Source organism: Citrobacter portucalensis (assembly GCF_002042885.1).
GTDB classification, from domain to species: Bacteria; Pseudomonadota; Gammaproteobacteria; order Enterobacterales; family Enterobacteriaceae; genus Citrobacter; species Citrobacter portucalensis.
The window spans coordinates 1-26,719 of the sequence record NZ_MVFY01000028.1; the positions used below are offsets into that span (position 1 = coordinate 1).

General features: G+C 49.5%; 29 protein-coding genes, 1 pseudogene and 1 other annotated feature. Of the genes and pseudogenes, 16 read left to right on the top strand and 14 right to left on the bottom strand.

Annotated elements, in window-relative coordinates; all coding sequences use genetic code 11:
- Positions 1-330: 330 nt before the first annotated feature.
- Complete coding sequence (gene smpB, locus BZK40_RS23325) at positions 331-813, bottom strand: SsrA-binding protein SmpB (protein ID WP_003031211.1); 483 nt, start codon at positions 811-813, stop codon at positions 331-333.
- A 154-nt stretch (positions 814-967) separates the two neighbouring features.
- Between smpB and ratA the strand changes: the two genes are divergently transcribed.
- Both ratA and BZK40_RS23335 read left to right on the top strand, forming a co-directional pair.
- Complete coding sequence (ratA, locus tag BZK40_RS23330; protein WP_003826396.1) at positions 968-1,411, top strand: type II toxin-antitoxin system toxin RatA; 444 nt, start codon at positions 968-970, stop codon at positions 1,409-1,411.
- Positions 1,395-1,691: an RnfH family protein gene (locus BZK40_RS23335; RefSeq protein ID WP_008785525.1), complete on the top strand. Its 297-nt coding sequence runs from the start codon at positions 1,395-1,397 to the stop codon at positions 1,689-1,691. Before ratA ends, BZK40_RS23335 begins: the two co-directional genes overlap by 17 nt.
- Before the next feature lie 50 nt (positions 1,692-1,741).
- Here BZK40_RS23335 and bamE read toward each other — a convergent pair whose 3' ends face one another.
- The 3 genes from bamE to nadK all read right to left on the bottom strand — a co-directional run bounded on the left by bamE (position 1,742) and on the right by nadK (position 4,861).
- Positions 1,742-2,086 (bottom strand): outer membrane protein assembly factor BamE, encoded by a 345-nt coding sequence (gene bamE / locus BZK40_RS23340; RefSeq protein ID WP_008785524.1) that lies wholly within the window; start codon positions 2,084-2,086, stop codon positions 1,742-1,744.
- Between the two features lie 149 nt (positions 2,087-2,235).
- Complete coding sequence (gene recN / locus BZK40_RS23345) at positions 2,236-3,897, bottom strand: DNA repair protein RecN (protein ID WP_079935378.1); 1,662 nt, start codon at positions 3,895-3,897, stop codon at positions 2,236-2,238.
- Between the two features lie 85 nt (positions 3,898-3,982).
- Positions 3,983-4,861 (bottom strand): NAD(+) kinase, encoded by an 879-nt coding sequence (gene nadK / locus BZK40_RS23350; RefSeq protein ID WP_003826406.1) that lies wholly within the window; start codon positions 4,859-4,861, stop codon positions 3,983-3,985.
- A 122-nt stretch (positions 4,862-4,983) separates the two neighbouring features.
- Between nadK and grpE the strand changes: the two genes are divergently transcribed.
- A complete protein-coding gene (gene grpE / locus BZK40_RS23360) occupies positions 4,984-5,577 on the top strand; it encodes a nucleotide exchange factor GrpE (protein ID WP_003826408.1) in 594 nt (197 codons plus the stop codon).
- Between the two features lie 49 nt (positions 5,578-5,626).
- On the opposite strand, the gene BZK40_RS23365 is transcribed toward grpE, so the two are convergent.
- Both BZK40_RS23365 and BZK40_RS23370 read right to left on the bottom strand, forming a co-directional pair.
- Entirely contained in the window at positions 5,627-6,916 is a 1,290-nt protein-coding gene (locus BZK40_RS23365) for an HlyC/CorC family transporter (protein WP_008785520.1), read from the bottom strand.
- 18 nt (positions 6,917-6,934) lie between these two features.
- A complete protein-coding gene (locus BZK40_RS23370) occupies positions 6,935-7,726 on the bottom strand; it encodes a cytochrome C assembly family protein (protein ID WP_003031224.1) in 792 nt (263 codons plus the stop codon).
- 165 nt (positions 7,727-7,891) lie between these two features.
- On the opposite strand from BZK40_RS23370, the gene ffh reads away from it, so the two are divergent.
- From ffh to BZK40_RS23405, 8 genes and pseudogenes are all read left to right on the top strand, one after another.
- The gene (ffh, locus tag BZK40_RS23375; RefSeq protein ID WP_003031226.1) at positions 7,892-9,253 is read left to right on the top strand and encodes a signal recognition particle protein; all 1,362 of its coding nucleotides are present in this window, start codon (positions 7,892-7,894) and stop codon (positions 9,251-9,253) included.
- Positions 9,254-9,502: 249 nt separating this feature from the next.
- Positions 9,503-9,751 carry a 30S ribosomal protein S16 gene (gene rpsP / locus BZK40_RS23380; RefSeq protein WP_003031228.1) on the top strand — a complete coding sequence of 83 codons (249 nt, stop codon included), beginning with the start codon at positions 9,503-9,505 and terminating at the stop codon, positions 9,749-9,751.
- Positions 9,752-9,769: 18 nt separating this feature from the next.
- Positions 9,770-10,318 carry a ribosome maturation factor RimM gene (gene rimM / locus BZK40_RS23385; RefSeq protein WP_003031230.1) on the top strand — a complete coding sequence of 183 codons (549 nt, stop codon included), beginning with the start codon at positions 9,770-9,772 and terminating at the stop codon, positions 10,316-10,318.
- Positions 10,319-10,362: 44 nt separating this feature from the next.
- On the top strand, positions 10,363-11,130 hold the full coding sequence (trmD, locus tag BZK40_RS23390; protein WP_003031232.1) for a tRNA (guanosine(37)-N1)-methyltransferase TrmD: 768 nt from the start codon (positions 10,363-10,365) through the stop codon (positions 11,128-11,130).
- Between the two features lie 39 nt (positions 11,131-11,169).
- Entirely contained in the window at positions 11,170-11,517 is a 348-nt protein-coding gene (rplS, locus tag BZK40_RS23395) for a 50S ribosomal protein L19 (protein WP_002914145.1), read from the top strand.
- A 516-nt stretch (positions 11,518-12,033) separates the two neighbouring features.
- Positions 12,034-12,210, top strand: a complete 177-nt coding sequence (locus BZK40_RS25085; protein WP_458573879.1) for a YdcA family protein — start codon at positions 12,034-12,036, stop codon at positions 12,208-12,210.
- 62 nt (positions 12,211-12,272) lie between these two features.
- Positions 12,273-12,644 (top strand): annotated as a pseudogene (locus tag BZK40_RS23400) (tyrosine-type recombinase/integrase); the annotation flags it as partial.
- Positions 12,626-13,459: a hypothetical protein gene (locus tag BZK40_RS23405; RefSeq protein ID WP_020996275.1), complete on the top strand. Its 834-nt coding sequence runs from the start codon at positions 12,626-12,628 to the stop codon at positions 13,457-13,459. The pseudogene BZK40_RS23400 and the gene BZK40_RS23405, both read left to right, overlap by 19 nt.
- Before the next feature lie 257 nt (positions 13,460-13,716).
- Here BZK40_RS23405 and BZK40_RS23410 read toward each other — a convergent pair whose 3' ends face one another.
- The 4 genes from BZK40_RS23410 to BZK40_RS23425 all read right to left on the bottom strand — a co-directional run bounded on the left by BZK40_RS23410 (position 13,717) and on the right by BZK40_RS23425 (position 16,482).
- Entirely contained in the window at positions 13,717-14,199 is a 483-nt protein-coding gene (locus BZK40_RS23410; RefSeq protein WP_079935379.1) for an OmpA family protein, read from the bottom strand.
- A gap of 12 nt (positions 14,200-14,211) precedes the next feature.
- Positions 14,212-15,438, bottom strand: coding sequence for a diguanylate cyclase DgcN/YfiN (gene dgcN / locus BZK40_RS23415; protein ID WP_079935380.1), 1,227 nt, complete (start codon positions 15,436-15,438; stop codon positions 14,212-14,214).
- Positions 15,431-15,949: a regulatory sequestration protein YfiR gene (yfiR, locus tag BZK40_RS23420; protein ID WP_003826451.1), complete on the bottom strand. Its 519-nt coding sequence runs from the start codon at positions 15,947-15,949 to the stop codon at positions 15,431-15,433. Before yfiR ends, dgcN begins: the two co-directional genes overlap by 8 nt.
- Positions 15,950-16,107: 158 nt before the next feature.
- Positions 16,108-16,482 (bottom strand): DUF2799 domain-containing protein, encoded by a 375-nt coding sequence (locus BZK40_RS23425; protein WP_008785516.1) that lies wholly within the window; start codon positions 16,480-16,482, stop codon positions 16,108-16,110.
- Positions 16,483-16,697: 215 nt separating this feature from the next.
- Here BZK40_RS23425 and aroF point away from each other — a divergent pair, with 215 nt between their 5' ends.
- Positions 16,698-17,768 carry a 3-deoxy-7-phosphoheptulonate synthase AroF gene (gene aroF / locus BZK40_RS23430; protein WP_003031241.1) on the top strand — a complete coding sequence of 357 codons (1,071 nt, stop codon included), beginning with the start codon at positions 16,698-16,700 and terminating at the stop codon, positions 17,766-17,768.
- A gap of 10 nt (positions 17,769-17,778) precedes the next feature.
- Entirely contained in the window at positions 17,779-18,900 is a 1,122-nt protein-coding gene (gene tyrA / locus BZK40_RS23435; protein WP_003826456.1) for a bifunctional chorismate mutase/prephenate dehydrogenase, read from the top strand.
- A 96-nt stretch (positions 18,901-18,996) separates the two neighbouring features.
- Here tyrA and pheA read toward each other — a convergent pair whose 3' ends face one another.
- From pheA to bamD, 4 genes are all read right to left on the bottom strand, one after another.
- A complete protein-coding gene (gene pheA, locus BZK40_RS23440; protein ID WP_003826458.1) occupies positions 18,997-20,157 on the bottom strand; it encodes a bifunctional chorismate mutase/prephenate dehydratase in 1,161 nt (386 codons plus the stop codon).
- A gap of 22 nt (positions 20,158-20,179) precedes the next feature.
- Positions 20,180-20,305, bottom strand: a sequence feature (Phe leader region).
- A complete protein-coding gene (gene pheL / locus BZK40_RS24580; RefSeq protein WP_100250063.1) occupies positions 20,257-20,304 on the bottom strand; it encodes a pheA operon leader peptide PheL in 48 nt (15 codons plus the stop codon). Its footprint overlaps the feature before it by 48 nt.
- Positions 20,306-20,407: 102 nt before the next feature.
- Positions 20,408-20,746, bottom strand: coding sequence for a ribosome-associated translation inhibitor RaiA (raiA, locus tag BZK40_RS23445; protein WP_003031244.1), 339 nt, complete (start codon positions 20,744-20,746; stop codon positions 20,408-20,410).
- 269 nt (positions 20,747-21,015) lie between these two features.
- On the bottom strand, positions 21,016-21,753 hold the full coding sequence (gene bamD, locus BZK40_RS23450; protein ID WP_003826460.1) for an outer membrane protein assembly factor BamD: 738 nt from the start codon (positions 21,751-21,753) through the stop codon (positions 21,016-21,018).
- A 131-nt stretch (positions 21,754-21,884) separates the two neighbouring features.
- On the opposite strand from bamD, the gene rluD reads away from it, so the two are divergent.
- The 3 genes from rluD (at position 21,885) to clpB (ending at position 26,296) form a co-directional block, all read left to right on the top strand.
- Positions 21,885-22,865: a 23S rRNA pseudouridine(1911/1915/1917) synthase RluD gene (gene rluD / locus BZK40_RS23455; protein WP_003826464.1), complete on the top strand. Its 981-nt coding sequence runs from the start codon at positions 21,885-21,887 to the stop codon at positions 22,863-22,865.
- On the top strand, positions 22,862-23,593 hold the full coding sequence (gene yfiH / locus BZK40_RS23460) for a purine nucleoside phosphorylase YfiH (RefSeq protein ID WP_079935381.1): 732 nt from the start codon (positions 22,862-22,864) through the stop codon (positions 23,591-23,593). Before rluD ends, yfiH begins: the two co-directional genes overlap by 4 nt.
- Positions 23,594-23,722: 129 nt before the next feature.
- Positions 23,723-26,296, top strand: a complete 2,574-nt coding sequence (gene clpB, locus BZK40_RS23465; protein WP_079935382.1) for an ATP-dependent chaperone ClpB — start codon at positions 23,723-23,725, stop codon at positions 26,294-26,296.
- Positions 26,297-26,719 lie beyond the last annotated feature (423 nt).

Below are 26,719 nucleotides of genomic sequence, written 5' to 3' on the forward strand. Positions count from 1 at the left end.
AAAAGTATACTTCCCGGTGTGTATTCAATGATTTGTCTTTAGTTAACTTATTGTATTTAAAGGTTTACTCATTTAATTGAAATGGACGGGGATATAATAAACAACAGTAATAATAGTGTTATTAAATAAGTTTGAATATATGCGATATGGTCTTGAAGTTTTATTTTATTAGACTATGGGGCGCTACGGTAATGCCAGGGGAGTTTATTTCATACCTGAACGATTCAGCACAAATAAACCATAAACCTAATGAATGTATTGGGTGGGTTTCAATAACTAAAAAATAAGAACCAGTCTCAGGATGAGAGACTGGTCACAGGAGAATAGCGTTTAGCGACCAGCATTTTTCATAATACGCGCTTTATCTAACTGCCATTCGCGTTCTTTCACATCGGAGCGCTTGTCGTGCTGTTTCTTACCTTTCGCGACGCCAATTTTCACTTTGCACCAGGCATTTTTCCAGTACAGTGAAAGCGCAACAACGGTATAACCGTCACGATTCATTCGACCATACAGGGAGTCGAGCTCACGTTGGTTTAACAACAGCTTACGGGTACGGGTGGGATCACATACCACATGCGTTGAGGCAACAGCCATTGGCGTGAAGTTGGCGCCAAACAGGAACGCTTCGCCGTCTTTAAGGATGACGTAGCTGTCGCCGATGTTAGCTTTACCCGCGCGCAGGGATTTGACTTCCCAACCTTGCAGAGCGAGTCCTGCTTCGAACTCTTCTTCAATAAAGTATTCGTGTCGTGCGCGCTTGTTAAGCGCGATTGTGGCTGAGCCAGGTTTGTGTGCTTTTTTCTTCGTCATAATGCCGCTCAGTATAGGTAATCTGGAATCGAAAAACACCCCATTTCATCCAGCGGGGCGCAAGGCGCTATCTTAGCACGAGTTAGGCTATAGCGTTTTTTTTAGCGGGGGATAAATGGTATTATTTGTGTGATTGATATTGATGGAAATTGTTATGCCTCAGATTAGCCGGACCGCTTTAGTACCTTACAGTGCGGAACAGATGTATCAGCTAGTGAATGATGTTAAATCCTATCCCCAGTTTTTACCGGGTTGCACCGGTAGCCGTGTGCTGGAGTCGACTCCGGGACAGATGACCGCAGCGGTGGATGTCTCGAAAGCAGGGATTAGCAAAACATTCACCACGCGCAATCAATTGACCAGTAACCAGAGTATCCTGATGCATCTGGTCGACGGACCGTTCAAGAAACTCATTGGCGGATGGAAGTTTACGCCACTGAGTCATGAAGCGTGCCGCATTGAATTTCATCTCGATTTTGAGTTTACCAATAAGTTAATCGAGCTGGCATTTGGTCGTATCTTTAAAGAGCTGGCTTCGAACATGGTGCAGGCCTTCACGGTCCGCGCGAAAGAGGTTTACAGTGTCAGCGTCAGCTAAAATTGTCGTTGAAGTGGCGTATGCGCTACCCGAGAAACAGTATCTACAGCGTGTGACGCTGCAACAGGGCGCTACGGTGGAAGAGGCTATCCGCGCTTCCGGGCTGCTGGAATTGCGTACCGATATCGATCTCAGCAAAAATAAAGTGGGCATTTACAGCCGTCCGGTAAAGCTTGCTGATGTTCTCCAGGACGGTGATAGGGTGGAAATTTACCGGCCACTGATTGCCGATCCGAAAGAGCTGCGCAGACAGCGAGCAGAGAAATCCGCTAAAAAATAGCAGACAATAAAAAAGGTGCTCATTGAGCACCTTTTTTTGATCTGTTAATCCTACTTGTTGTCGGTCAAAGCAGGTTTGTTATCAATGTTCGTCAAAATGCCGCTGCTGTTAAAGGTCAGCGTCAGTGTTTGCTGGGTTACGCCTTCATGACCAGGTTGCTGACGGAACACATAAAACCAGGTGTTAGTGCCAAAAGGATCGGACATCATTGGTGTACCCAGAGCATAAGCAACCTGCTGTTGCGTCATACCCGTGCGCACTTTGGCGACATCGGTAGGTGTCAGATAATTTCCCTGGTTGATGTCAGGGCGGTAAACCACTCGCTCCAGAGTGGAACAGCCTGCAGTCAACATCAGTAGTACTGCTGCAGCAGCAGTCAGCGTTTTACAGCGCATAGTGATTTGATTCCTTTTCGGGCCCGAGCAGTACGCGGCTCATATGTAATATGCCGATGATAATAGACCTTTCACCACTTTAAAACCTTTTGCTGTCGGGTCGGTCGGCGATTTTATGTTGAACTCAGACCTTAACAAGGTAAAAAAGTTTATGCCGCCAGCAGTTCTTTTGCATTTGCGAGGGTATTGCGCGTCACTTCGCTACCGCCAAGCAGGCGGGCTAATTCCTGCAGGCGAGCGCGTTTATCAAGCGGCTGCATGTGTGTTTCGGTCATCGCGCCATCCGTTTCTTTGCTGACGTAGAAGTGTTGATGACCACAGCCAGCAACCTGCGGCAAGTGAGTAACGCACATTACCTGAGTTGACTCGCCCAACTGACGCAGCATTTTTCCCACTACCGCAGCAGTCGGGCCGCTGATACCGACATCCACTTCATCGAAAATCAGCGCCGGTGTTTCCATTTTGCGTGCGGTAATAACCTGAATAGCCAGCGCAATGCGCGACAGTTCCCCACCTGAAGCCACTTTCGCAATCGGCTGCAACGGCTGGCCTGGGTTAGTGGTCACTTTAAACTCTACGCGATCGGCACCGTCTGCGCTCAAATGATGTTCCTCAAATTTCACATCAATGCAAAAGACACCATGCGGCATTGAGAGAGTATGCATGCTCTCTGTAATCAGTTGTCCCAGCTCCTGAGCATAATGCTGGCGCTGTTTGTGCAGCATTTTTGCCGTTTCCAGAGCCTGCTGGTGGTGATTGTTCACCGCCAGGGTTAAGGTTTCGAGCGAGTCGGCCTGATCGTCTAACTGCTGTTGTTCATCCAGCAATGACTGATAGAACTGTGGCAGCGCTTCAGGGGCAACATGATGCTTGCGGGCCAATGAGATTTGTTTGGAAATACGCTGTTCAAGTTCGAACAAACGGTTAGGGTCCAAATCCAGACGATCACAATAGTGGCGCAGCTCGTCGCTGGCTTCGCTGAGTTGGATCGTGGCCTCTTCCAGCATATCCAGGATACCGGAAAGTTTGCCGTCCATGCCTGCCAGTTCAGTGACCAGCTGCTTTGCAGTGTACAGCTGGCTTTGCAGGTTGATGTCTTCGCCATCCGCCAGGATAGCCAGCGCCTGTTGGCTGGTGGTGAGCAATTGCCCGCTGTTAGCCAGACGCTTGTACTCTTCATCAATTTGCTCAAATTCACCCGGCTGCGGGTTGAATTCGTTCAGTTCTTTTAACTGGTATTGCAACAGTTCCGCCCGGGCTGCGCGTTCCTGACTCTGTTGTTGATGATGCGCCAGGTCACGGCAGCTTTGGTGCCACAGCTGGTAGCGCGCAGCCATTTCCTGAGTCAGGGGCGCTTCATTGGCGTAACCATCCAGCAGAGACTTTTGGTGTTCTGATTTTGTCAGGAGCTGATGCGCATGCTGACCGTGGATTTGAATAAGCAACTGGCCCAGCTCGCGCAGCTGTGACAACGGTACGGCAGTGCCGTTAATGAAGCCGCGTGAACGTCCATCGCTGCTGATAACACGACGCAGCAAACATTCACGGCCTTCCTCAAGCTGGTTTTCTTCCAGCCAGCGCAGAGCCGCGGGGGTGTCTTTTAAGGCGAATCGCGCGCAGAGGTCGGCTCGCGTAGCGCCTGCACGTACCATGTCGGCGTCTGCGCGTCCGCCCAGGCACAAACCGAGAGCATCAATGGCAATGGACTTACCCGCACCGGTTTCACCGGTAATAACGGTCATTCCGTTCTGGAAATCGATCTCAAGTTCACGAACGATAGCAAAATTGCTGATGGTCAGTTGTGCCAACATAGCTGTTTTCCTGTATGAAAAACCATAACTGTAATTACATACAGTATAAACTGGTTTTTTATACAGTAAAGAGGTTGGCGTTAAATTAAAATAATTTTTTTGACCAGCCTAGTTTAGTGCTTAATGTATTGAAATAGCTGTAATCTTTTGGGTGTATCAGGTTCAGATGATAATCACAGCGGCGAATTAATACGTCTTCACCTTCCTGTATAGGCAGGGCGATCTGGCTGTCGCAACTGATTTCCAGATCGTTTCGGCGATGAGAGAAGCGCAGGCGAATGGTGCTGCTACTGTTGATCACCAGCGGTCGTGCGGAAAGCGTATGCGGGAACATCGGGACCAGCGTAATAGCATCCAGTGAAGGCGTCAGGATCGGACCTCCGGCAGAGAGCGAGTAGGCGGTAGAGCCGGTCGGTGTGGAAATAATCAAGCCGTCCGAACGCTGGGAGAAGGCAAAAATTTCATCGATATAGACTTCAAATTCAATCATGTGCGCCACTTTTCCGGGGTGCAACACAACTTCATTGATCGCAGTGCTAATGCGCTTTTGGCAATCCTGTTGGCACACTTGGGCTTCAAGTAAAAAGCGCTTTTCGCTGATGTAGTGGCCTTCCAGCACGTCAGCTAACTGTTGGTGGGCATTGTCTGGGTCAAGGTCGGTCAGAAAACCAAGATTACCGCGGTTAATGCCAATAACCTTGATGTCATAACGTGCCAGGGTGCGTGCGGCGCCCAGCATATTGCCGTCGCCGCCGACTACTACGGCGAGGTCTGCCTGCTGGCCAATCTCTGCAAGCGTACCGGTTTTCACATTTTTCAGCTGCAGCTCGTGGGCGATTTGTTGCTCAACGATAACCTCATAACCTTTGGCGCACAGCCAACGGTAGAGCATTTCATGTGTGGTCAGTGCAGTGGGGTGACGTGGATGCCCCACAATGCCAATACACTTGAAATGTTTGTTCATTTTCTCGAGGTCCTTGTAACGAAGATTAGTGACAATGTGAGTACTTCCCTTGAATCCCTGAATCTGATCCCCATAATAAGCCAAGTTAGCGAGATGAATGCGAAAAAAACGCGGAGAAATTCATGAGTAGTAAAGAACAGAAAACGCCTGAGGGGCAAGCCCCGGAAGAAATTATCATGGATCAGCACGAAGAAGTTGAGGCGGTTGAACCAGACGCTTCTGCTGAGCAGGTGGATCCGCGCGATGAAAAAATTGCGAATCTGGAAGCTCAGCTTGCTGAAGCCGAAACGCGCGAGCGCGACAGCGTGTTGCGTATCAAAGCGGAAATGGAAAACCTGCGTCGTCGTACCGAACTGGACGTAGAAAAAGCGCATAAGTTTGCACTGGAAAAATTCGTCAACGAACTGCTGCCGGTGCTGGATAGCCTAGACCGTGCGCTGGAAGTTGCGGACAAAGACAATGACGCTATGGCGGCTATGGTCGAAGGTATTGAGCTGACTCGTAAGTCAATGCTGGATGTTGTGGCGAAGTTCGGCGTACAGGTGGTTGCGGATATCGACGTGCCGATGGACCCGAACGTGCACCAGGCGATTGCAATGGTAGAGTCTGACGACGTTGCTGCCGGTAATGTGCTGATGGTTATGCAGAAAGGCTATACCCTGAACGGACGTACCATCCGTGCGGCGATGGTCTCTGTGGCGAAAGCCAAAGGCTAATCAGCCTCAGACCGGGTAATGCTGATGCGCTACCCGGTCTGGATTACTCTCACTGGTCCGATACGCTTTCCCGCAGCGGTTTGACGGGCAACACCTGCACCTGTTTAATCATATTATCCTGCACGTCGAGAATATCGATATCGTATTGCCCAATACGCACACGTGTGCCGGCAACCGGGATCTCTTCCAGCGCTTCAAGAATAATACCGTTCACGGTACGTGCGTCATCTTCCGGCAGGTGCCAGTTAAACGCCTTATTGATTTCACGAACGTTGGCGCTACCGTCAATGATCACCGAACCGTCATTCTGCGGCGTGACTTCTTCGGCAAGCGTCGGTGACATTGAGGTTGTGAAGTCACCAACAATCTCTTCCAGAATATCCTCGACCGTAACCAGTCCTTGAATATCGCCATATTCATTAACGACCAGGCCCACCTTCTTCTTATTGCGCTGAAATTTAATGAGCTGGGTGCTGAGTGGTGTGCCTTCCGGAACGTAATAAATTTCGTCGGCGGCGCGTAACATGGTCTCTTTGGTGAACTCTTTTTTCTCGGCCATCAATCGCCAGGCTTCACGTACGCGCAGCATACTGATGGCATCGTCGAGCGAGTCGCGATACAGCACAATACGACCGTGCGGGGAGTGCGAAAGCTGACGCACGATTGATTTCCAGTCATCGTTAATATCAATGCCGATGATTTCATTACGCGGGATCATGATGTCATCGACGCTGACTTTTTCCAGATCCAGCACTGACAGCAGCATATCCTGGTTACGGCGTGAGATTTGCGAGCGCGATTCATTCACCAGCGTTCGCAGTTCATCTTTACTCAGCGAACCGCTCACTACGATATCTGTTTTGATGCCCATCATGCGCATCAGAAGCCGCGTGATGGTGTTGAGTAGCCATACTAACGGCATCATCAGAATCTGCAGCGGAGCCAGCAGGACGCTGCTCGGATAGGCAACTTTTTCCGGATATAGCGCGGCAATCGTCTTTGGCAGCACTTCGGCAAAAACCAGCACCACAAACGTCAGTACCCCGGTGGCAATGGCGACGCCAGCATCGCCATACAGGCGCATACCGACAATGGTGCCGAGTGCGGAGGCCAGAATATTCACCAGATTATTACCGATGAGCACCAGGCTTATCAGGCGATCCGGCTTGCGAAGTAACTTTTCAACGCGTTTTGCCTGGCGATTTCCCTGTTTGGCCCGATGGCGTAGGCGGTAGCGATTCAGGGTCATCATTCCGGTTTCAGAACCGGAAAAATAGGCGGAAATGACCACCATGATGAGGAGCGTGATAATGAGCGTGGTGGTGGAGATGTGTTCCACGTAGGGTTCCTTAAAGATTTAACTCACGAACTGCTGCAGGATACGGCTGCCGAAATAGGCCAGCGTCAGAATGCCAGCGCCTGCGACGTTAAACCATACGACGCGACGTCCGCGCCAACCTTCATGGTAATGCCCCCACAACAGAACGATATAGACAAACCATGCCACGATAGAGAGAACGGCTTTATCAATGTTCTCGGTACTGAACAGGTTATGCATGTAAAACAGGCCAGTGCACAGGGTGAGCGTCAGCAGAACCACGCCAATTTGGGTGATATGAAACATCTTCCGCTCAATACTCATCAGTGGCGGCATCTCATTGCTGAAGGCCAGTTTTTTGTTTTTCAGTTGGTAATCGATCCATGCCAACTGTAGCGCGTAGAGCGCGGCGATAATCAGCGTGGCGTAAGCGAACAGTGATAGCCCGATGTGAATCATCATGCCTGGCGTAGCTTCGAGATGGGTGATGAACTCGTTAGGCATAAACGTGGCGAAGGCCAGGTTTATCAGCGCAAAGGCGTAGACAATGGGCAGCAATAGCCAGCCACGATTGCGGGACGCGACGATGGTCATTACCGTACAGATCATCAGGCTTACCAGCGAGCCGACGTTCAACAGACTCAGGTTTTGTCCGCTTTCACCGCCGGGTAGGATACGCGCTTCCAGGGCGATAGCATGGCTTACCAGCGCAACGACCGCAGAGAGAATAGCCATACGCCGCCAGCCGCTGTTTTTTTGCAGCAGAGCGGGAATAATCAGCGCGAGGCTGACTGAGTAGGCGACAAGGGCGAGCAGAGCAAAAACGGGCATATAGGTGTCGACAGTTGGCCAGTGATAAAGAAAAGCAGTATAGCGTTACGTGACCGCTGCTCCAACCGTTGCATAACAACAAAGGCGGCTTCATGTTATACTGCGACAAATTTCTGTTGATGTGTCGCTGTCGCGACCGACCGTTTCCACTCCAGGCGAGAGACAATGTTTGATAATTTAACCGATCGTTTGTCGCGCACGCTGCGCAATATCAGTGGCCGTGGACGCCTTACTGAAGACAACGTTAAAGAGACGCTGCGCGAAGTGCGCATGGCGCTGCTGGAGGCTGACGTAGCGCTGCCGGTAGTGCGTGAGTTTATCAATCGCGTAAAAGAGAAAGCGGTTGGTCATGAAGTTAACAAAAGCCTGACGCCGGGTCAGGAGTTCGTCAAGATTGTCCGTAACGAACTGGTTGCGGCAATGGGCGAAGAAAACCAGACCCTGAATCTGGCTGCACAGCCGCCAGCCGTGGTGCTGATGGCGGGCCTGCAGGGTGCGGGTAAAACGACCAGCGTCGGTAAGTTGGGTAAATTCCTGCGCGAGAAGCACAAGAAGAAAGTGCTGGTAGTCTCTGCGGACGTTTATCGCCCGGCGGCGATCAAACAGCTGGAAACGCTGGCCGAGCAGGTCGGTGTCGACTTCTTCCCGTCGGATGTCGGCCAGAAGCCGGTCGATATCGTTAACGCCGCGCTGAAAGAAGCCAAACTCAAATTCTACGACGTGCTGCTGGTGGATACCGCCGGTCGTCTGCACGTTGACGAAGCCATGATGGACGAAATCAAACAGGTCCACGCTTCTATCAAGCCGGTAGAAACGCTGTTTGTGGTCGACGCCATGACCGGTCAGGATGCCGCAAATACCGCAAAAGCCTTTAACGAAGCGCTGCCGTTAACCGGCGTAGTGCTGACAAAAGTTGATGGTGATGCCCGTGGCGGTGCGGCGCTCTCTATTCGTCATATTACCGGTAAGCCGATTAAATTCCTCGGCGTCGGCGAGAAAACCGAAGCACTGGAGCCGTTCCATCCGGACAGGATTGCTTCGCGCATTCTCGGCATGGGTGACGTGCTGTCGCTGATCGAAGATATCGAAAGCAAGGTTGACCGTGCGCAGGCAGAAAAATTAGCCAGCAAGCTGAAAAAAGGCGATGGCTTCGATCTCAACGATTTCCTTGAACAGCTCAACCAGATGAAAAACATGGGCGGTATGGCAAGCCTGATGGGCAAGCTGCCGGGCATGGGTCAGATCCCTGACAATGTGAAATCGCAGATGGACGATAAAGTGCTGGTGCGTATGGAAGCCATCATCAACTCGATGACGATGAAAGAACGCGCTAAGCCGGAAATTATCAAAGGTTCCCGTAAACGCCGTATCGCTGCCGGTTGCGGTATGCAGGTACAGGACGTAAACCGCCTTCTGAAACAGTTCGACGACATGCAGCGCATGATGAAGAAAATGAAGAAGGGCGGAATGGCGAAGATGATGCGTGGTATGAAGGGGATGATGCCCCCAGGATTCCCAGGCCGCTAATCGGCCTGGCTTGTTTGCTATTTCGGCACCGGGGTGTGCTCGCCATCCTCACGTACTGCGTGTACGCTCCGGTGGCTGCGCGCACGCCGGCACCGAACTGACGGCACCGCCAACGGCCTTTTATAGCAGACTTATCAACTGCTGATTGCATTTTCCCCAGAAATCAGTAAAATTTTCGGGCTTTTAATATGACACCCGGGCTCCGTTCCTCGATGGGGCCTGGGTGTTTTATTCACACAAGAGGATGTTATGGTTACTATTCGTTTAGCTCGTCACGGCGCTAAAAAGCGTCCGTTCTACCAGGTTGTTGTTACCGACAGCCGTAATGCACGCAACGGTCGCTTCATCGAGCGCGTTGGCTTCTTTAACCCAATCGCTAGCGAAAAAGAAGAAGGCACTCGCCTGGATCTGGATCGCATCGCTCACTGGGTTGGCCAGGGCGCGACTATTTCTGATCGCGTAGCTACGCTGATCAAAGCAGCAAACAAAGCAGCTTAATCTGTCACGGTGGTCATGATGAGCAAGCAACTCGCCGCACAGGCTCCTGTGGAACCCATCGTTTTGGGGAAAATGGGGTCTTCTTACGGTATCCGTGGTTGGCTCAGAGTGTTTTCTTCCACTGAAGACGCCGAAAGCATTTTTGACTATCAGCCCTGGTTTATCCAGAAGGCGGGTCAGTGGCAGCAAGTACAGCTGGAAAGCTGGAAGCACCACAATCAGGATCTGATCATCAAGCTGAAAGGCGTTGACGATCGTGATTCGGCGAATCTACTGACTAATTGCGAAATTGTCGTGGATTCCTCGCAGTTGCCAGCGCTGGAAGATGGTTCCTACTACTGGAAAGACCTTATGGGCTGCCAGGTAGTGACTACTGAAGGCTACGATCTCGGTAAAGTCGTCGATATGATGGAAACCGGTTCGAATGACGTCATCGTCATCAAGGCAAACCTGAAAGATGCGTTTGGTATCAAGGAACGTCTTGTGCCGTTCCTCGATGGGCAGGTTATCAAGAAAGTCGATCTCGCTACTCGTACTATCGAAGTAGATTGGGATCCTGGTTTTTAAACCACCGGATAAACGGTAAAAGTCGGCGTTATGGGGATTGGCTTGTGTTTATAGGTATCGTTAGCCTGTTTCCAGAAATGTTCCGCGCAATTACCGATTACGGGGTAACTGGCCGGGCAGTAAAAAATGGCCTGCTGAACATCCAGAGCTGGAGTCCTCGTGACTTTACTCATGACCGGCACCGTACCGTGGACGATCGTCCTTACGGCGGCGGACCGGGGATGTTAATGATGGTGCAACCTTTACGGGACGCCATTCATGCAGCAAAAGCTGCGGCTGGTGAAGGCGCAAAGGTGATTTATCTGTCACCTCAGGGACGCAAGCTTGATCAAGCGGGCGTTAGCGAACTGGCCACGAATCAAAAGCTGATTCTGGTATGTGGTCGCTATGAAGGAATAGATGAGCGCGTGATTCAAACCGAAATTGACGAAGAATGGTCAATCGGCGATTACGTACTCAGCGGCGGTGAGTTACCGGCAATGACGCTGATCGACTCCGTTTCCCGGTTTATTCCGGGAGTTCTGGGTCATGAGGCTTCGGCAATCGAAGATTCGTTTGCTGATGGGTTGCTGGATTGCCCGCACTATACCCGACCTGAAGTGTTAGAGCAGATGGAAGTACCGGCGGTGTTACTGTCGGGGAACCACGCTGAGATACGTCGCTGGCGTTTGAAGCAGTCGCTGGGCCGGACCTGGCTTAGAAGACCTGAACTTCTGGAAAACCTGGCTCTGACTGAAGAGCAAGCAAGGTTGCTGGCGGAGTTCAAAAAGGAACACGCACAACAGCAACATAAACATGATGGGCAGGCGTAAGCCCCCAATATCAGTTTACCCAGGATAAGAGATTAAATTATGAGCAACATTATTAAGCAACTTGAACAAGAACAGATGAAGCAGGACGTACCTTCCTTCCGTCCGGGTGATACCGTGGAAGTGAAAGTATGGGTTGTTGAAGGTTCCAAAAAACGTCTGCAGGCATTCGAGGGCGTGGTTATCGCTATTCGTAACCGCGGTCTGCACTCTGCATTCACTGTTCGTAAAATTTCCAACGGCGAAGGCGTTGAGCGTGTCTTCCAGACTCACTCTCCGGTAGTTGACAGCATTGCTGTTAAACGTCGTGGTGCTGTTCGTAAAGCTAAACTGTACTACCTGCGTGAGCGCACTGGTAAGTCTGCTCGTATCAAAGAGCGTCTTAACTAAGATTCGCGCAAGCGACATCCTGTTAGAAAAGGGCTGGCCGAAAGGCTGGCCCTTTTTTTATTGATGCTGCCCATAATATGTCGAAATATTGTGGGGTGTGGTTAATAAATAAATTATCCGATATTTTGGCGGGAACTGAAGTTCAGAAAGCATTGTTTATTGTTGTTACGGTTGTAATGGTGGATGCAGTGCAGTTGATTACATGTTGATGGTGATTATAATAAAAATAATTATATTGATTTGGTTGCATCGCCTTGTTTTTACGACATATTAGAAACGGATCACAAACGGTAAACATTGTTTTGATAGTATGTGGTCTGTAATTGCGAAACCCAATGCTTCTATATTTACCAAGATTATTGTTTGGGTGATTACGCTGGGTTTGGTCCTGTAGCTGGCTAGTGCTCGATAAGGATTTTAGTACCTAACTGGTGCTAAAGCGTGCGAGGAATGTCAGGCAGCAACAATAAAAATCATGAGTAATATTTGATGTTCTCTATTTAAAGGATAATACTAATGAAAGTATGTTTTTCTTTTCTAATAATAATACTGCTCTCAATTTCATCTTCTACTGTATCTGCAAAAAACTACCCATGTTCTAAATCTAAAGGTGGAGTATCGCATTGCACCGCTGACGGAAAATTTGTCTGTAATGATGGTAGTATTAGTCGCTCTAAGAAAAAGTGTTCTTAAATATTGTCTTCTGAGGCTAACTGGATTATATGAAGCCGAATGTCTGACTCATTTACAGCTAGCTGACTTTCACGAAAACGGAGGGAAAGAAGAATCGTACGGTTCCGATCCCTCAGTGGCTCTGTTACGAGCTGGATCCTTTGCAGGGAAAAATGTACCACCCCTGCTATCAGGAGTTCAAGAAAATGCTGGCTCTGACCGATATACAGTTGGCTGAAGGACAAAAAACTCATGTATTACGACATACTTTTGCTAGTCATTTTATGATTAATTGTGGGAATATTCTGGTACTCCAGCAAATACTTGGACACGCGAATATTCGTGAGACCATGCGGTACGCACATTTTGCTCCAGACCATCTTGAAGAAGCTGTAATATTAAACACATTAGCTAATTTTAAAAATGGATTATTAAAATGGAAAAAGAAGAATTGACGTATGATGTTTATGAACGAAAGTTCATGGGGATAGCGAATCTCTCTGAAGTTATTATTTTTATTATAATAGTTTACTGTGTGTTATCAGGAACATCTTTAGTTAAAATTTATACCTATGTAACCAAAAATTATAATACGGAGGTATTCACGCCTGGTATTTGGTTTACAACACTTGGATTAACATTAATTCCTATATCATTCATAATTGTTAATGGGATTTCACCTGTCCAGAATGCCTTGCTCAGTATTTGTAAATTCAAACCAAGAGTAAAGCCTTCAAGTAGAGAAAGTGAGGTTGTGTATGACGATTGTATGGAGTATATGTCATTTCTTGCGGTGAGTTCTGGGAAATTGGCAAATGATGTATTTAATCGAGGGATTATTTACCTTTTAGTAGGGATCTTTTTTTCAATAGCTGGAGTGTTATTTTTTTACAATCGTGTTAACTTTATAAAAACACCTGATGATTATAAAGAAATTCTGGTAATACTCGCTCCAAACTTTGGTGTTTTGTTTTTTATTGAATTGGTTTCATTTTATTTTCTCAAGCAGTATAGATCAACTATGGATGAGTTTCGGTACTATGAAGCAATAAAAAGATCCCGAGAAGAAAATTTGGCTACATTCAAAATTTTGATTGAAAAAGGTAAACCAGAGGAAGCAAGTACTATTATCGAAAAGATTAGTGTTAGATCGCAAATCGAAAAATTAAGAGAAGGCGAGACGAGTGATATTATTGAATCTAAAAAATTAGAAAAGGGCGAGTTAGAGGTCTTAGTGAAAGCGATCGAAGCGCTAAGACCCAAATCTTGATGACCACATTCTGCCCACATAACATGTTTTTGACCGCATTTGGTTGTAGCAGTGATACATAAAACTAACTGTTTGTAATGAAAATGTATGTTTATCAATAGTGTCATGTAAAAGCGTCTTAACTAAGATTCGCGCAAGCGACATCCTGTTAGAAAAGGGCTGGCCGAAAGGCTGGCCCTTTTTTTATCCCGACGTTTACTCTTTTGTTCTTTATGGCAATGGAAGGACTGCGCGGCGCGCAGCCAGTTGGGGGACGATTATGGTGTCGTGATCACGACCGCCACGCGGCGGTTTTCAGCGCGACCTTTTGATGTCTGGTTGCTGGCAATGGGATATTTCTTCCCGAGTCCCTGAGTAGTCAGGTTGCGGCGGGGAATATTAGCGCCCTGCGCCCAGGCATCGGCAACGACATTAGCGCGTTTGAGTGACAGAGCTTCATTGTAGCTGTCTTCGCCGTAGTTATCAGTATGACCATCCAGGCGAGCATGATTTAGCCCGGTAGCTGCCAGTTTGGATGCCATTTCCTTGATCTGTTTTTCACTTTCAGGACGGAGTTTATAGTCATTTTTGTCAAACAGGATGGTGTCAGACAGGCCGAGAGACCAGTCTCCTGATGCTTCAGTAAATCCGTATGATTTCATGGCTGCAATTTGCTCTGGGGTAAATTTCCCCTGAGGTGCCTGACAGCCAGCCAGAATCAGTAAAAGCAGAAGAAACGGGGATAATAAACGTTTTAGCATGTGTGTAATTCCTTATTTTTTAAGAATGCGTTCAGAACGCAAATGTTTAGCCTGATACATATTTTGATCGGCAAGTTCTTGTAGTTTTTCGGCAGAGGCATGTTCCCACGTCAGCGCAAACCCAATGCTGAGCGTCATGCTTGCCAGATGACCATTATGCAGGTCAAAAGGTCGGTTAAACTCTTGTGACAGTGCCGCGCAGATCCGCTGAACCTCATATTCAGAATGAACGCTGTACAGCACCATGGCGAACTCATCGCCGCCAAGTCTGTATGGGTAATGGCGACTCCCCCCAAACTCGGATAACCTTTTTGCGACTTCAATCAGGACCCGATCCCCCGCTGCGTGGCCCCAGGTATCATTAATAAATTTAAAATTGTCGCCATCAAGGAATAACAATGCCGAGCTGCTGTGGGCGGCATCATCATTCATTAGGGCATTTATGCTGCTGCGAAATGCGGCGCGATTTGCCAGACCCGTCAGAGGATCATGTAGTGCAGTACGCAAAAGCTGAGCGTTTTTTGCCTGCAGTTTAAGTTGCCACTCCTCCATCTCGTCCAGCAGACTATTAAAGTCCAGGGCAAAGAGATGAAACTCTTCAATGCGTTCTTCTGATACCCGCCGTGAAAAGTTACGGTTGGTACGAACATCATGTACCACCTCGGTAATGTTTTGCAGCGCATCCACAACACCATTGTGTAAATAGCGAGTGAGCATTAATGCAATTCCGGATGCCAACAGAATGCACCCGGTAAGAACGGCCAGCGACAAATAGATGAAATGACTGATAACGCTATCGCGCGCAGTCAATCGTACTTCACCGATGACGTTGCCATTGTGCAAAATCGGCTGAGTGACCGGTTGTGGGAACAGCCAGTGGCTGATCATCCCGCTAATCTTTTCAGTGGTATCCTGCGCGTTATAGCGCCAGGTGGCGATCACCTTCTGGTTTTTATTACGAACTTCTGCAACGGAAAATTGCCCCTGCTGACCCAGTGCCGCCAGCGTTTCAGTTGCTGCAACACTATCAGAAAAGACTAATGCAGCTTCGAGCGTACGGGTCATGGTAGCGGCAGTCAGATCCAGATTCTTTTGCGCATACTGTCTTAATGCCAGCACGGAAGAAATGCTGAGCAGCAGCCAGATCAGCATCATGGTTACCAGAACGCTGATTATGCTGATACGCCGTAATGTTCGCTTAAACGTCGGGCGTGCTATGGGAGAATGGCCCTTATCCATGCTTATTATTCCGTGCAAGCATCAATACGTCTGGACTGACCCTTACGCCGCTGCGTGAAAGGGAATCCATATTTACGGAAAATCTCACATCTTCGTCTTTAATTATGAGGCAAAAGGCGCTGCCAATAACGCATTCAGGGTTCTGTTCAGCAATTAATAACAATGCCTTAGTCGGATATTTATTCTTTAATTCCACCTGATAAGTAGGGGATTCTTTTCCAAAATAAAAACCGTCACACTGCGAAACTAATATTTCTTGTTCCGTACGGATGATGACGGGAAGATAGGGTAATGCGCCTGCACTGGTATCTTTCAGGACACTGGAAAAACGCGATGAAGAGAAAATACACAGTTTTGGGGGCCCGGAAAGTGCAGGCCAGCGTGTATAACTGACGATGCCGGAAACCATAGCGCGTACCGATTTTGCTTCTTCCGTAACGCTTTGGGCATACAGCGGTAATCCGGTCAGGAGCAGTGCCAGTAGAAGTATGAGTCGGTAAGAATAGCTCATGAATAGTTACCTACCAGCGTTTGCTGTAAAACGTCGAAATACATTCAAGATTGTTTGCAACAAAATAACATTATTTTCCTAAGCCGTCATTATTCCTGGAATAATGCTATTGGTGATTTAAGTTAAATCCTAATGGTTTATAAAATATAAACCATTGTTTAATTTAACCTTATCGAGGCAGCACCCTCGTTTGCCCCTTGCTGCCAGGCGCTGTGTAACTGGTCAACATTTTCGACAGTATCGCAACTGGGCGGAAAAGTTTTCCCGGTCAGGCCTCTGGCATAAACAAAATCCTGCTGGCAGGTTTTACGTTGTCCCTCGGCGTAACCCTTAAGGTATTCCGTACGATCGACGTCGGGGTCATTGTAGTTGTCGGCAAGCGTTTCATTATCTTTAACGGCATAACCCGAAATGGCATCTTGTATCCCGGCGTCGTACCAGTCGGTACCAGTCCAGGTAGGGGCATGGGTGTAGGGGTCTATCTGACATCCGCTAAGAAGTAATAGAAACAAGATGCTGATGAGTTGCTTCATTGCCTGTGCTCCTTCGTTTTTTTAAGCATAGTGGATCTGAAAATTCGGCGGTGTAAATTTAAATGTACATTTGCAAGGGCTGTTTTTGCCTTTAAATAACATCATGTAAATTAAAATTTACGGATTGTGGATTGAAATCTTTACCTGTTGTGATATCGTTATTTCCTCCTCGCTGAGGATCAACTATCGCAAACGAGCTAAACAGGATCACCATCATGCAAAAAGACGCGCTGAACAACGTACATATTACCGACGAACAGGTTCTGATGACTCCGGAGCAGCTGAAAGCTGAATTTCCGCTGAGCCAGGAGCAAGAGGCGCAAATCGCCCAGTCGCGTAAAACCATCTCAGATATTATCTCCGGTCGCGATCCGCGCCTGCTGGTCGTATGTGGCCCATGCTCCATTCACGATCCTGAAATGGCGATTGAGTATGCTCGTCGATTTAAAGCCCTTGCCGCAGAGGTCAGCGATAGCCTCTACCTGGTAATGCGCGTCTATTTTGAAAAACCCCGTACCACTGTCGGCTGGAAAGGGTTAATTAACGATCCTCATATGGATGGCTCTTTTGATGTTGAAGCAGGTCTGAAAATTGCGCGTCAGCTGCTGCTTGAACTGGTAAATATGGGACTGCCGCTGGCAACTGAAGCGCTGGATCCAAATAGCCCGCAATACCTGGGCGATCTGTTTAGCTGGTCCGCAATCGGTGCCCGTACTACGGAATCGCAGACTCACCGTGAAATGGCTTCCGGTCTTTCGATGCCGGTTGGCTTTAAGAATGGTACCGACGGTAGCCTGGCGACTGCCATTAACGCCATGCGTGCGGCTGCGCAGTCGCACCGCTTTGTCGGTATTAACCAGGCCGGGCAGGTTGCACTGCTGCAAACACAGGGGAATCCGGATGGTCACGTGATCTTGCGCGGAGGTAAAGCGCCGAACTACAGCCCGGCAGATGTCGCTCAGTGCGAAAAAGAGATGGAGCAGGCGGGACTACGACCTTCTCTGATGGTAGATTGCAGTCATGGTAATTCCAATAAAGATTACCGCCGTCAGCCTGCCGTGGCTGAATCCGTGATTGCACAAATCAAAGATGGCAATCGCTCGATCATTGGCTTGATGATTGAAAGTAATATTCACGAAGGCAACCAGTCTTCCGAACAGCCGCGCAGCGAAATGAAATACGGCGTATCCGTAACTGACGCCTGCATTAGCTGGGAAATGACGGATGCGCTGCTGCGTGAAATTAGCCAGGATTTAAACGGCCAGCTGTCGGCGCGTGTAGCATAAGAGGTTGGTTATGGTTGCTGAATTGACCGCATTACGCGATCAAATTGATGAAGTCGACAAGGCGCTGCTGGATTTACTGGCACGCCGCCTGGAGCTGGTTGCCGAAGTAGGTGAAGTAAAAAGCCGCTTTGGGCTGCCGATCTACGTGCCGGAACGGGAAGCCTCTATGCTGGCCTCTCGCCGGGCGGAAGCGGAAGCCCTGGGTGTGCCACCGGACCTGATTGAAGATGTGCTACGCCGCGTTATGCGTGAGTCCTACTCCAGTGAGAACGACAAAGGGTTTAAAACGCTTTGTCCTTCTCTGCGGCCGGTGGTGATTGTCGGCGGCGGCGGTCAGATGGGGCGTCTGTTTGAAAAAATGCTCACCCTGTCAGGTTACCAGGTGCGGATCCTGGAACAGCAGGACTGGGATCGCGCGCCGGAGATCGTCTCTGATGCCGGCATGGTGATCGTCAGCGTGCCGATCCACGTCACCGAGCAGGTGATCGCCAAACTACCGCGTCTGCCGTCTGACTGCATCCTGGTGGATCTGGCTTCGGTGAAAAATGGTCCTTTACAGGCGATGCTGGCTGCACATGATGGCCCGGTGGTGGGGTTACACCCAATGTTTGGTCCGGACAGCGGCAGTCTGGCCAAGCAGGTCGTCGTTTGGTGTGACGGACGTCAGCCGGAAGCTTATCAGTGGTTTCTGGAACAGATTCAGGTATGGGGTGCGCGACTGCATCGGATCAGCGCCGTTGAACATGACCAGAACATGGCGTTTATTCAGGCACTGCGTCACTTTGCGACCTTTGCTTACGGTCTGCATTTAGCGGAAGAGAACGTTCAACTGGAGCAGCTGCTGGCACTCTCTTCGCCGATTTACCGCCTTGAACTGGCGATGGTTGGCCGTCTGTTTGCCCAGGATCCGCAGCTCTATGCTGATATTATTATGTCGTCTGAGAGCAACCTTGCGCTGATTAAACGCTACTACCAACGTTTTGGCGAGGCAATAGGTTTGCTGGAGCAGGGAGATAAGCAAGCGTTTATCGACAGCTTCCGTAAGGTGGAGCACTGGTTTGGCGATTATGCGAAACGCTTCCAGAGTGAAAGCCGTACTTTGTTACGCCAGGCGAATGACAGCCGTCCTTAATTAAGATGCCGGATGGCGGGTTCGCCTTATCCGGCCTTCAAAAATCGTATGAACCGTAGGCCGGATAAGCGTAGCGCCATCCGGCATTGCCAAACGTTAGCTCGGATCGACTGGCACCACGTTCTCACTTGGATAGCATCCCAGTACTTTCATCGAACGCGTAATCTCACCCAGCTCTTTCAATGCTTTTTGCATCTGGGGCGACTCCAGGTTGGCCTGGATATCAAGATAAAACATCTCTTCCCACGGATTGCCGTGAATCGGGCGTGACTCCAGTTTAGTCATAATCAGATTATGGTTACGCAGCACCAGCAGCGCCTCAACCAGCGCACCGGCTTGTTGCCCCGTCGCCATCAACAGGGTTGTTTTTGCCGGAACCTGATCGGAAACATTGATTGCTTTGCGTGCCAACACCACGAAGCGGGTGATGTTTTGCGACTGGTTAGCCTCAATATGCTCGAGAACCTGCAATCCATACAGTACGCCTCCGGCTTCGCTCCCCAGGGCCGCCACTCGCGGTGAGTTAGCCTGCGCAACTTTTTCCATCGCCGCAGAGGTGCTTTCAGTGTACTCAATCTTCCAGTGCGGGTAGCGATTCAGGAACTTGCTGCACTGCTGGAACGGCTGCGGATGGCTATATACCGTTTCAATGGTCTCAAGATCCGTCGTGCCAGACACCAGTACACAGTGGTCTATCGTAATGGTCATCTCGCCAACGATAGACAGGCTGGTGTGCTGCAGCAGGTCGTAAACGTCGTTAATCCCACCGGAGCTGGTGTTTTCAATCGGTACCACAGCATAGTCAGCCTGTCCGGTTTCGACCTGATTAAAGATATCGGCAAATTTTGCGCAGCCGCTTTCAATAAATTGTTCAAAATGGCGGGCAGCGTATTGACGTGCTGCGAGGTGAGAATATGACCCTTTTGGCCCAAGGAAGGCCACGCGCGCGGAGTGTGGGTTAATTTTGTTCAGGTGCTGCTGGAGCAGTGCCTGTTGAGTCAGGACGGAGTCTTCGATTATGAGCTGGAACAGGCGAGTAATGTAGTGAGCATCAAGATGATGTGCTTTGCCAAGCTGAATGAGTCGGTCCAAAAGGTCACGTTCACGGTCGATATCACGAACCGGACGATGCGAAAGCAGTTTGGCTTTACCAACTTCTACGGCCAGTCCACGTCGCTCAGCCAGCAGGGCCAGTAATTTTTCATCCAGCGTGCTGATCTTATCGCGCAGCGCCAGCAATGGGTTTTCCGATGTCATAGTGTTGCCTTTCTTGTTATCAATAAAAAAGGCCTCCCGTTGTGGGAGGCCTTATTGTTCGTCTTCGCATTCTTTATCACACGACGAAACGCCTCCCATTCAGGGGAAGGTAAAAAAGAATGCGAAGAAGAACGGGACAAGTTTCATGTAATTTTCCTTTGGCTACGTCAGTAAAGTACCCGTACTGTTTTCACCCTGTCAACAAAAAACGCGCCCGAAGGCGCGTTGGCGATACACTCAATGTAAGGGACTACTCTTCTTCTGCTTCGACGAAGTTGGCGTCTTTGACTGAAGTTGTTGCACGACGGGCTTCGCCTTTGTGCTGCACTTTATTGAGCTGCCGTTCCAGCTTGTTGATCAAATCGTTAATTGCGGTGTACATATCCTCGTGTTTTGCGCTGGCGACCAGATGTCCGTTCGGTGTATTGATGGTGGCATCAGCAATGAAACCCTGTGGCTCCTTAGACAGAATGATATGTGGATTAATCAGATGAGTTTGCCATTTTTCTAGTTTGGCGAGACGGTCTGCGACATGCTGGCGAATTGCCGGAGTAATTTCCATTTGTTTACTGGTAATGTTCATTGTCATAAATTTTACCTCTTGTCTTTCCCGTCTTGGTGATTCCAGCATACCGTTCCTAATGTCAAAATGTGTGATCTAAATCACATTATTTTGTCGCTTTTTGTCAAGAAAACCTTTTTGTGAGGCACCGCAGGAACAGGCGATTTTTTACTTGAGGAATACCTGAAAGCAGGCCATATTTGATGGGATGCGTCGGAGCTAAACCGCTTCAGTTGTGGCGTTAACGGATAAAAAAACGGCAGCCCTTGGGCTGCCGTTTTGCATTCTGAGGCAAATCAGGTATTGCTGCTGTTGGCGGCAATGATTTTCGCGACTTTTTCTGCCTGCGCATTCATCTGCATCTGGCGATAAGCGTTTTCCATCAACGGCAGGGCATTACGTGTTGCCTGGGTATCCGGGTAGTCGCGCAGCATGCCTTCCACACGGTTTACCACGGCAACCCATGCGCCGCGGGCAGTGTAGTATTCTGCAACGGAGTATTCATACTTCGCCAGGCGGTCTTTCAGGAACACCAGACGTTTGGTGGCGTCAGTGGTGTACTGGCTATTCGGATACCCACGCACCAGTTTGGAAAAGTCATTAAACGCAGCTCGGGCATGTTGCGGATCGCGATCGCTACGATCAACACCAAAGAATCCTTGCAGTGCGCTATCATCCAACGCCATATTGGTCAGGCCACGCATATACATGACATAATCAATGTTAGGGTGTGTCGGGTTAAGACGGATAAAACGATCGATGGCAGCCTGAGCAAGTGGCAGATCGGCGTTTTTGTAGTAGGCGTAGATGAGATCTAATTGCACCTGCTGAGAATACGGTCCAAATGGATAACGGTTATCCAACGCTTCCAATTGCGTTATTGCCTGTTTCCAGTTACCGTCCTGCAGCTTTTGCTGAGCAGTCGCGTAGATTTCATTTGGCGGATTATCGGGCACCTCTTCCTTTGAACCAGAGCAACCCGCCAAAAACAGGCTCAACGTGGCTGCTGCCACCAGATATTTCATGCGCGTCATGACGTTTTGACTTTCCTCAAAATGTAATACGGGAGATTCTCTGTTCCTGCTCCCGGTTAAGACCAGCTACAATAGCACACTATATTAAACGGCAAAGCCGTAAAACCCAACGTTAAACGAAGAAGCAGTTTATGGCACAACGAGTAGAACTCACCGCAACAGTCTCCGAAAATCAGCTCGGTCAACGCTTAGATCAGGCTTTGGCCGAATTGTTCCCTGATTATTCGCGATCGCGCATAAAAGAATGGATCCTCGACCAGCGCGTACTGGTAAATGACCAACTTTGCGATAAACCGAAAGAAAAAGTGTTGGGTGGAGAGCGTGTCTCCATCAATGCAGAAATTGATGAGGAGGTTCGTTTTGAACCTCAGGATATCCCACTGGATATCGTTTATGAAGATGACGACATTCTTGTCATTAACAAACCCCGTGACCTTGTAGTGCATCCGGGCGCCGGGAATCCTGATGGTACGGTATTGAATGCGTTACTGCATTACTACCCGCCAATCGCGGATGTTCCTCGTGCAGGTATCGTGCACCGTCTGGATAAAGACACGACCGGATTAATGGTGGTGGCAAAAACGGTTCCGGCGCAAACACGTTTGGTGGAGTCGTTGCAGCTGCGCGAAATTACCCGTGAGTACGAAGCCGTGGCAATTGGTCACATGACTGCTGGCGGAACCGTTGAGGAACCGATTAGCCGTCACCCGACCAAGCGTACGCACATGGCGGTACACCCAATGGGGAAACCGGCGGTAACGCACTATCGCATTATGGAACACTTCCGTGTGCACACGCGTCTGCGGTTGCGTCTGGAAACCGGACGTACGCACCAGATCCGCGTGCACATGGCACATATCACTCATCCGCTGGTGGGCGATCAGGTTTACGGCGGTCGTCCACGTCCACCGAAAGGCGCTTCTGACGAATTTATCTCCGTACTGCGTAAGTTCGACCGTCAAGCGCTGCACGCGACCATGCTGCGTTTGTATCACCCGATTTCCGGTATCGAAATGGAATGGCATGCGCCGATCCCACAAGATATGGTGCAGTTGATTGAAGTGATGCGCGCTGATTTCGAAGAACATAAGGATGATATTGCCTGGCTATGAGTAAGCTAATTGTCCCGCAGTGGCCGATACCGCAAGGTGTCGCGGCGTGTAGTTCTACCCGTATAGGCGGAGTCAGTATGCCGCCTTACGATTCGCTGAATCTGGGCGCCCATTGTGGCGATAACCCGGAGCATGTTGAAGAGAACCGCAAACGACTGTTTGCTGCGGGCAATCTGCCGTCAAAGCCAGTCTGGCTGGAGCAGGTCCACGGTAAGGATGTCCTGAAACTGACCGGCGAGCCTTACGCCTGCAAACGCGCAGATGCGTCGTACAGCAACACGCCGGGTACCGTGTGTGCGGTGATGACCGCTGATTGTTTGCCGGTGTTGTTTTGCAACCGTGCCGGAACGGAAGTTGCTGCGGCCCATGCGGGTTGGCGCGGATTATGCGCCGGCGTGCTGGAAGAAACGGTGGCGTGTTTTGCCGACAAACCTGAAAACATTATTGCCTGGCTAGGCCCGGCGATAGGTCCAAACGCGTTTGAAGTTGGACCAGAAGTCCGCGAGGCGTTCATGACGAAAGATCCGCAAGCGGACCTCGCATTTGTACCGCGTGGCGACAAATATCTGGCGGATATCTACCAGCTTGCGCGCCAGCGTCTGTCCAGTGTCGAGGTAGAGAACATCCACGGCGGTGACCGTTGCACCTTCAGCGAAAGTGAGACGTTCTTCTCTTATCGTCGCGACAATACCACGGGTCGTATGGCAAGTTTTATTTGGCTGATATAACCTAAAGAATCAAGACGATCCGGTACGTGTAATTTTCTTTTCACATAATTCAGGTCATTCACCTTGAATAATTGAGGGATGACCTCATTTAATCTCCAGTAGCAATTTTGACCTGTTATGGGAGGAGTTATGCGTCTGGATCGTCTTACTAATAAATTCCAGCTTGCTCTTGCCGATGCCCAGTCACTCGCATTGGGGCACGACAATCAATTCATCGAACCACTTCATCTAATGAGCGCCTTGCTGAATCAGGAAGGGGGATCGGTACGTCCTTTATTAACGTCTGCTGGCATTAATGCTGGCCAGTTACGTACAGCCATTGACCAGGCGTTGCGCCGTTTGCCGCAGGTAGAAGGTACCGGCGGTGATGTGCAGCCTTCTCAGGATCTGGTGCGTGTGCTGAATCTTTGCGACAAGCTGGCGCAAAAACGTGGGGACAACTTTATTTCGTCAGAACTGTTCGTTCTGGCGGCGCTTGAGTCACGCGGTACGCTGACCGACTTATTAAAATCAGCAGGCGCTTCGACCGCCAATATCACTCAGGCAATTGAACAAATGCGTGGAGGTGAAAGCGTGAATGACCAGGGGGCTGAAGACCAACGTCAGGCCTTGAAAAAATATACCGTCGATCTGACCGAACGTGCCGAACAGGGCAAACTCGATCCGGTCATCGGCCGTGATGAAGAAATTCGCCGTACCATTCAGGTGCTGCAACGTCGTACTAAAAATAACCCGGTGTTAATCGGTGAACCCGGTGTCGGTAAAACCGCCATCGTTGAAGGGCTGGCCCAACGCATCATCAATGGTGAAGTGCCGGAAGGCTTAAAAGGCCGTCGTGTACTGGCGCTGGATATGGGCGCGCTGGTTGCTGGGGCCAAATATCGTGGTGAGTTCGAAGAACGTTTAAAAGGTGTGCTGAACGATCTCTCGAAACAGGAAGGCAACGTCATTCTGTTTATCGACGAATTGCATACCATGGTTGGGGCGGGTAAAGCCGATGGCGCAATGGACGCCGGGAACATGCTGAAACCAGCACTGGCTCGCGGGGAACTGCACTGCGTAGGCGCAACAACGCTTGATGAGTATCGCCAGTACATCGAAAAAGATGCGGCGCTGGAACGTCGTTTCCAGAAAGTGTTTGTGGCTGAACCTTCAGTGGAAGACACCATCGCAATCTTGCGTGGCCTGAAAGAACGTTATGAACTGCACCATCATGTGCAGATTACTGACCCGGCGATTGTTGCGGCAGCTACGCTGTCTCACCGCTATATTGCCGATCGTCAGTTGCCGGATAAAGCTATCGACCTTATTGACGAAGCGGCATCCAGCATTCGTATGCAGATTGACTCCAAGCCGGAGGAACTCGACAGACTCGACCGCCGTATTATCCAGCTCAAACTGGAACAGCAGGCATTAATGAAAGAGTCTGATGAGGCAAGTAAAAAACGTCTCGATATGCTCAACGAAGAGCTGGACGACAAAGAACGCCAGTATTCTGAGTTAGAGGAAGAGTGGAAAGCTGAAAAAGCTTCCCTCTCGGGAACGCAAACTATCAAGGCTGAGCTGGAGCAGGCAAAAATCGCCATCGAACAGGCGCGCCGCGTTGGCGACCTGGCGCGGATGTCTGAACTGCAGTACGGCAAAATTCCTGAACTGGAAAAACAGCTGGAAGCTGCCACCCAGTCTGAAGGCAAAACCATGCGTCTGCTGCGTAATAAAGTTACGGATGCAGAAATTGCTGAGGTGCTGGCGCGCTGGACCGGGATCCCAGTTGCTCGCATGCTGGAAGGCGAACGTGAAAAACTGTTGCGTATGGAGCAGGAGCTGCACAGCCGCGTGATTGGTCAGAACGAAGCGGTGGAAGCCGTTTCTAATGCCATTCGTCGTAGCCGCGCGGGCTTGTCCGATCCGAATCGTCCGATTGGTTCATTCCTGTTCCTTGGTCCAACCGGTGTCGGTAAAACCGAACTGTGCAAAGCGCTGGCAAACTTTATGTTCGACAGTGACGATGCAATGGTGCGTATCGATATGTCCGAGTTTATGGAGAAACACTCCGTGTCTCGTTTGGTCGGGGCACCTCCGGGATATGTCGGTTATGAAGAAGGTGGGTATCTGACGGAAGCAGTACGTCGTCGTCCTTACTCCGTCATCTTGTTGGATGAAGTGGAGAAAGCACACCCGGATGTGTTCAACATTCTGCTGCAGGTGCTTGATGATGGTCGTCTGACTGACGGACAGGGGAGAACGGTCGACTTCCGTAATACGGTTGTCATCATGACCTCGAACCTGGGGTCCGATCTGATTCAGGAACGTTTCGGTGAGTTGGATTACGGTCATATGAAAGATATGGTGCTGGGCGTCGTGAGCCACAACTTCCGCCCGGAATTCATCAACCGTATAGATGAGGTTGTTGTATTCCATCCGCTGGGTGAGCAGCACATTGCTTCTATTGCTCAGATCCAGTTGCAGCGTCTGTACAAACGTCTGGAAGAGCGTGGCTATGAAATCCATATTTCTGACGAGGCGCTTAAACTGCTGAGCGCGAATGGTTACGATCCGGTGTATGGCGCGCGTCCATTGAAACGTGCTATCCAGCAGCAGATCGAAAACCCGCTGGCGCAGCAAATTCTGTCTGGTGAACTGATTCCGGGCAAAACGATTCGTCTGGAAGTGAATGACGATCGCATAGTGGCAGTGCAGTAAGTCACAAAACAACAATAAACGGGCCCTGCGGGGCTCGTTTTTGTTTAAAATCCAGGCAGAAATGGATGTGTTGATTGAAAAGTAATCGCTTGATAAGTTTTTTATATTTTTAACTTGTCAGCCTGAAATAACTCCCTATAATGCGCCTCCACTGACACGGAACAACGGATTACAAGCCGCCGGGTCAGCGGGGTTCCACTGAGAACTCCGGCGAAGAAAGTGAAATTAAATGCTTGACTTCGTAGCGGGATGGCGTAATATGCACACCCCGCGCCGCTGAGAAAAAGCGAAGCGGCACTGCTCTTTAACAATTTATCAGACAATCTGTGTGGGCACTCGAAGATACGGATTCTTAACGTCGCAAGACGAAAAATGAATACCAAGTCTCTTGAGTGAACATACGTAATTCATTACGAAGTTTAA

What these genes read in the sequence shown, in the direction of transcription:
- smpB (WP_003031211.1), bottom strand. Translation starts at nt 813, where the DNA reads ATGACGAAGAAAAAAGCACACAAACCTGGCTCAGCCACAATCGCGCTT.
- ratA (WP_003826396.1), top strand. Translation starts at nt 968, where the DNA reads ATGCCTCAGATTAGCCGGACCGCTTTAGTACCTTACAGTGCGGAACAG.
- bamE (WP_008785524.1), bottom strand. Translation starts at nt 2,086, where the DNA reads ATGCGCTGTAAAACGCTGACTGCTGCTGCAGCAGTACTACTGATGTTG.
- recN (WP_079935378.1), bottom strand. Translation starts at nt 3,897, where the DNA reads ATGTTGGCACAACTGACCATCAGCAATTTTGCTATCGTTCGTGAACTT.
- nadK (WP_003826406.1), bottom strand. Translation starts at nt 4,861, where the DNA reads ATGAACAAACATTTCAAGTGTATTGGCATTGTGGGGCATCCACGTCAC.
- grpE (WP_003826408.1), top strand. Translation starts at nt 4,984, where the DNA reads ATGAGTAGTAAAGAACAGAAAACGCCTGAGGGGCAAGCCCCGGAAGAA.
- BZK40_RS23370 (WP_003031224.1), bottom strand. Translation starts at nt 7,726, where the DNA reads ATGCCCGTTTTTGCTCTGCTCGCCCTTGTCGCCTACTCAGTCAGCCTC.
- ffh (WP_003031226.1), top strand. Translation starts at nt 7,892, where the DNA reads ATGTTTGATAATTTAACCGATCGTTTGTCGCGCACGCTGCGCAATATC.
- rpsP (WP_003031228.1), top strand. Translation starts at nt 9,503, where the DNA reads ATGGTTACTATTCGTTTAGCTCGTCACGGCGCTAAAAAGCGTCCGTTC.
- rimM (WP_003031230.1), top strand. Translation starts at nt 9,770, where the DNA reads ATGAGCAAGCAACTCGCCGCACAGGCTCCTGTGGAACCCATCGTTTTG.
- rplS (WP_002914145.1), top strand. Translation starts at nt 11,170, where the DNA reads ATGAGCAACATTATTAAGCAACTTGAACAAGAACAGATGAAGCAGGAC.
- BZK40_RS25085 (WP_458573879.1), top strand. Translation starts at nt 12,034, where the DNA reads ATGAAAGTATGTTTTTCTTTTCTAATAATAATACTGCTCTCAATTTCA.
- BZK40_RS23405 (WP_020996275.1), top strand. Translation starts at nt 12,626, where the DNA reads ATGGAAAAAGAAGAATTGACGTATGATGTTTATGAACGAAAGTTCATG.
- BZK40_RS23410 (WP_079935379.1), bottom strand. Translation starts at nt 14,199, where the DNA reads ATGCTAAAACGTTTATTATCCCCGTTTCTTCTGCTTTTACTGATTCTG.
- dgcN (WP_079935380.1), bottom strand. Translation starts at nt 15,438, where the DNA reads ATGGATAAGGGCCATTCTCCCATAGCACGCCCGACGTTTAAGCGAACA.
- yfiR (WP_003826451.1), bottom strand. Translation starts at nt 15,949, where the DNA reads ATGAGCTATTCTTACCGACTCATACTTCTACTGGCACTGCTCCTGACC.
- BZK40_RS23425 (WP_008785516.1), bottom strand. Translation starts at nt 16,482, where the DNA reads ATGAAGCAACTCATCAGCATCTTGTTTCTATTACTTCTTAGCGGATGT.
- aroF (WP_003031241.1), top strand. Translation starts at nt 16,698, where the DNA reads ATGCAAAAAGACGCGCTGAACAACGTACATATTACCGACGAACAGGTT.
- tyrA (WP_003826456.1), top strand. Translation starts at nt 17,779, where the DNA reads ATGGTTGCTGAATTGACCGCATTACGCGATCAAATTGATGAAGTCGAC.
- pheA (WP_003826458.1), bottom strand. Translation starts at nt 20,157, where the DNA reads ATGACATCGGAAAACCCATTGCTGGCGCTGCGCGATAAGATCAGCACG.
- raiA (WP_003031244.1), bottom strand. Translation starts at nt 20,746, where the DNA reads ATGACAATGAACATTACCAGTAAACAAATGGAAATTACTCCGGCAATT.
- bamD (WP_003826460.1), bottom strand. Translation starts at nt 21,753, where the DNA reads ATGACGCGCATGAAATATCTGGTGGCAGCAGCCACGTTGAGCCTGTTT.
- rluD (WP_003826464.1), top strand. Translation starts at nt 21,885, where the DNA reads ATGGCACAACGAGTAGAACTCACCGCAACAGTCTCCGAAAATCAGCTC.
- yfiH (WP_079935381.1), top strand. Translation starts at nt 22,862, where the DNA reads ATGAGTAAGCTAATTGTCCCGCAGTGGCCGATACCGCAAGGTGTCGCG.
- clpB (WP_079935382.1), top strand. Translation starts at nt 23,723, where the DNA reads ATGCGTCTGGATCGTCTTACTAATAAATTCCAGCTTGCTCTTGCCGAT.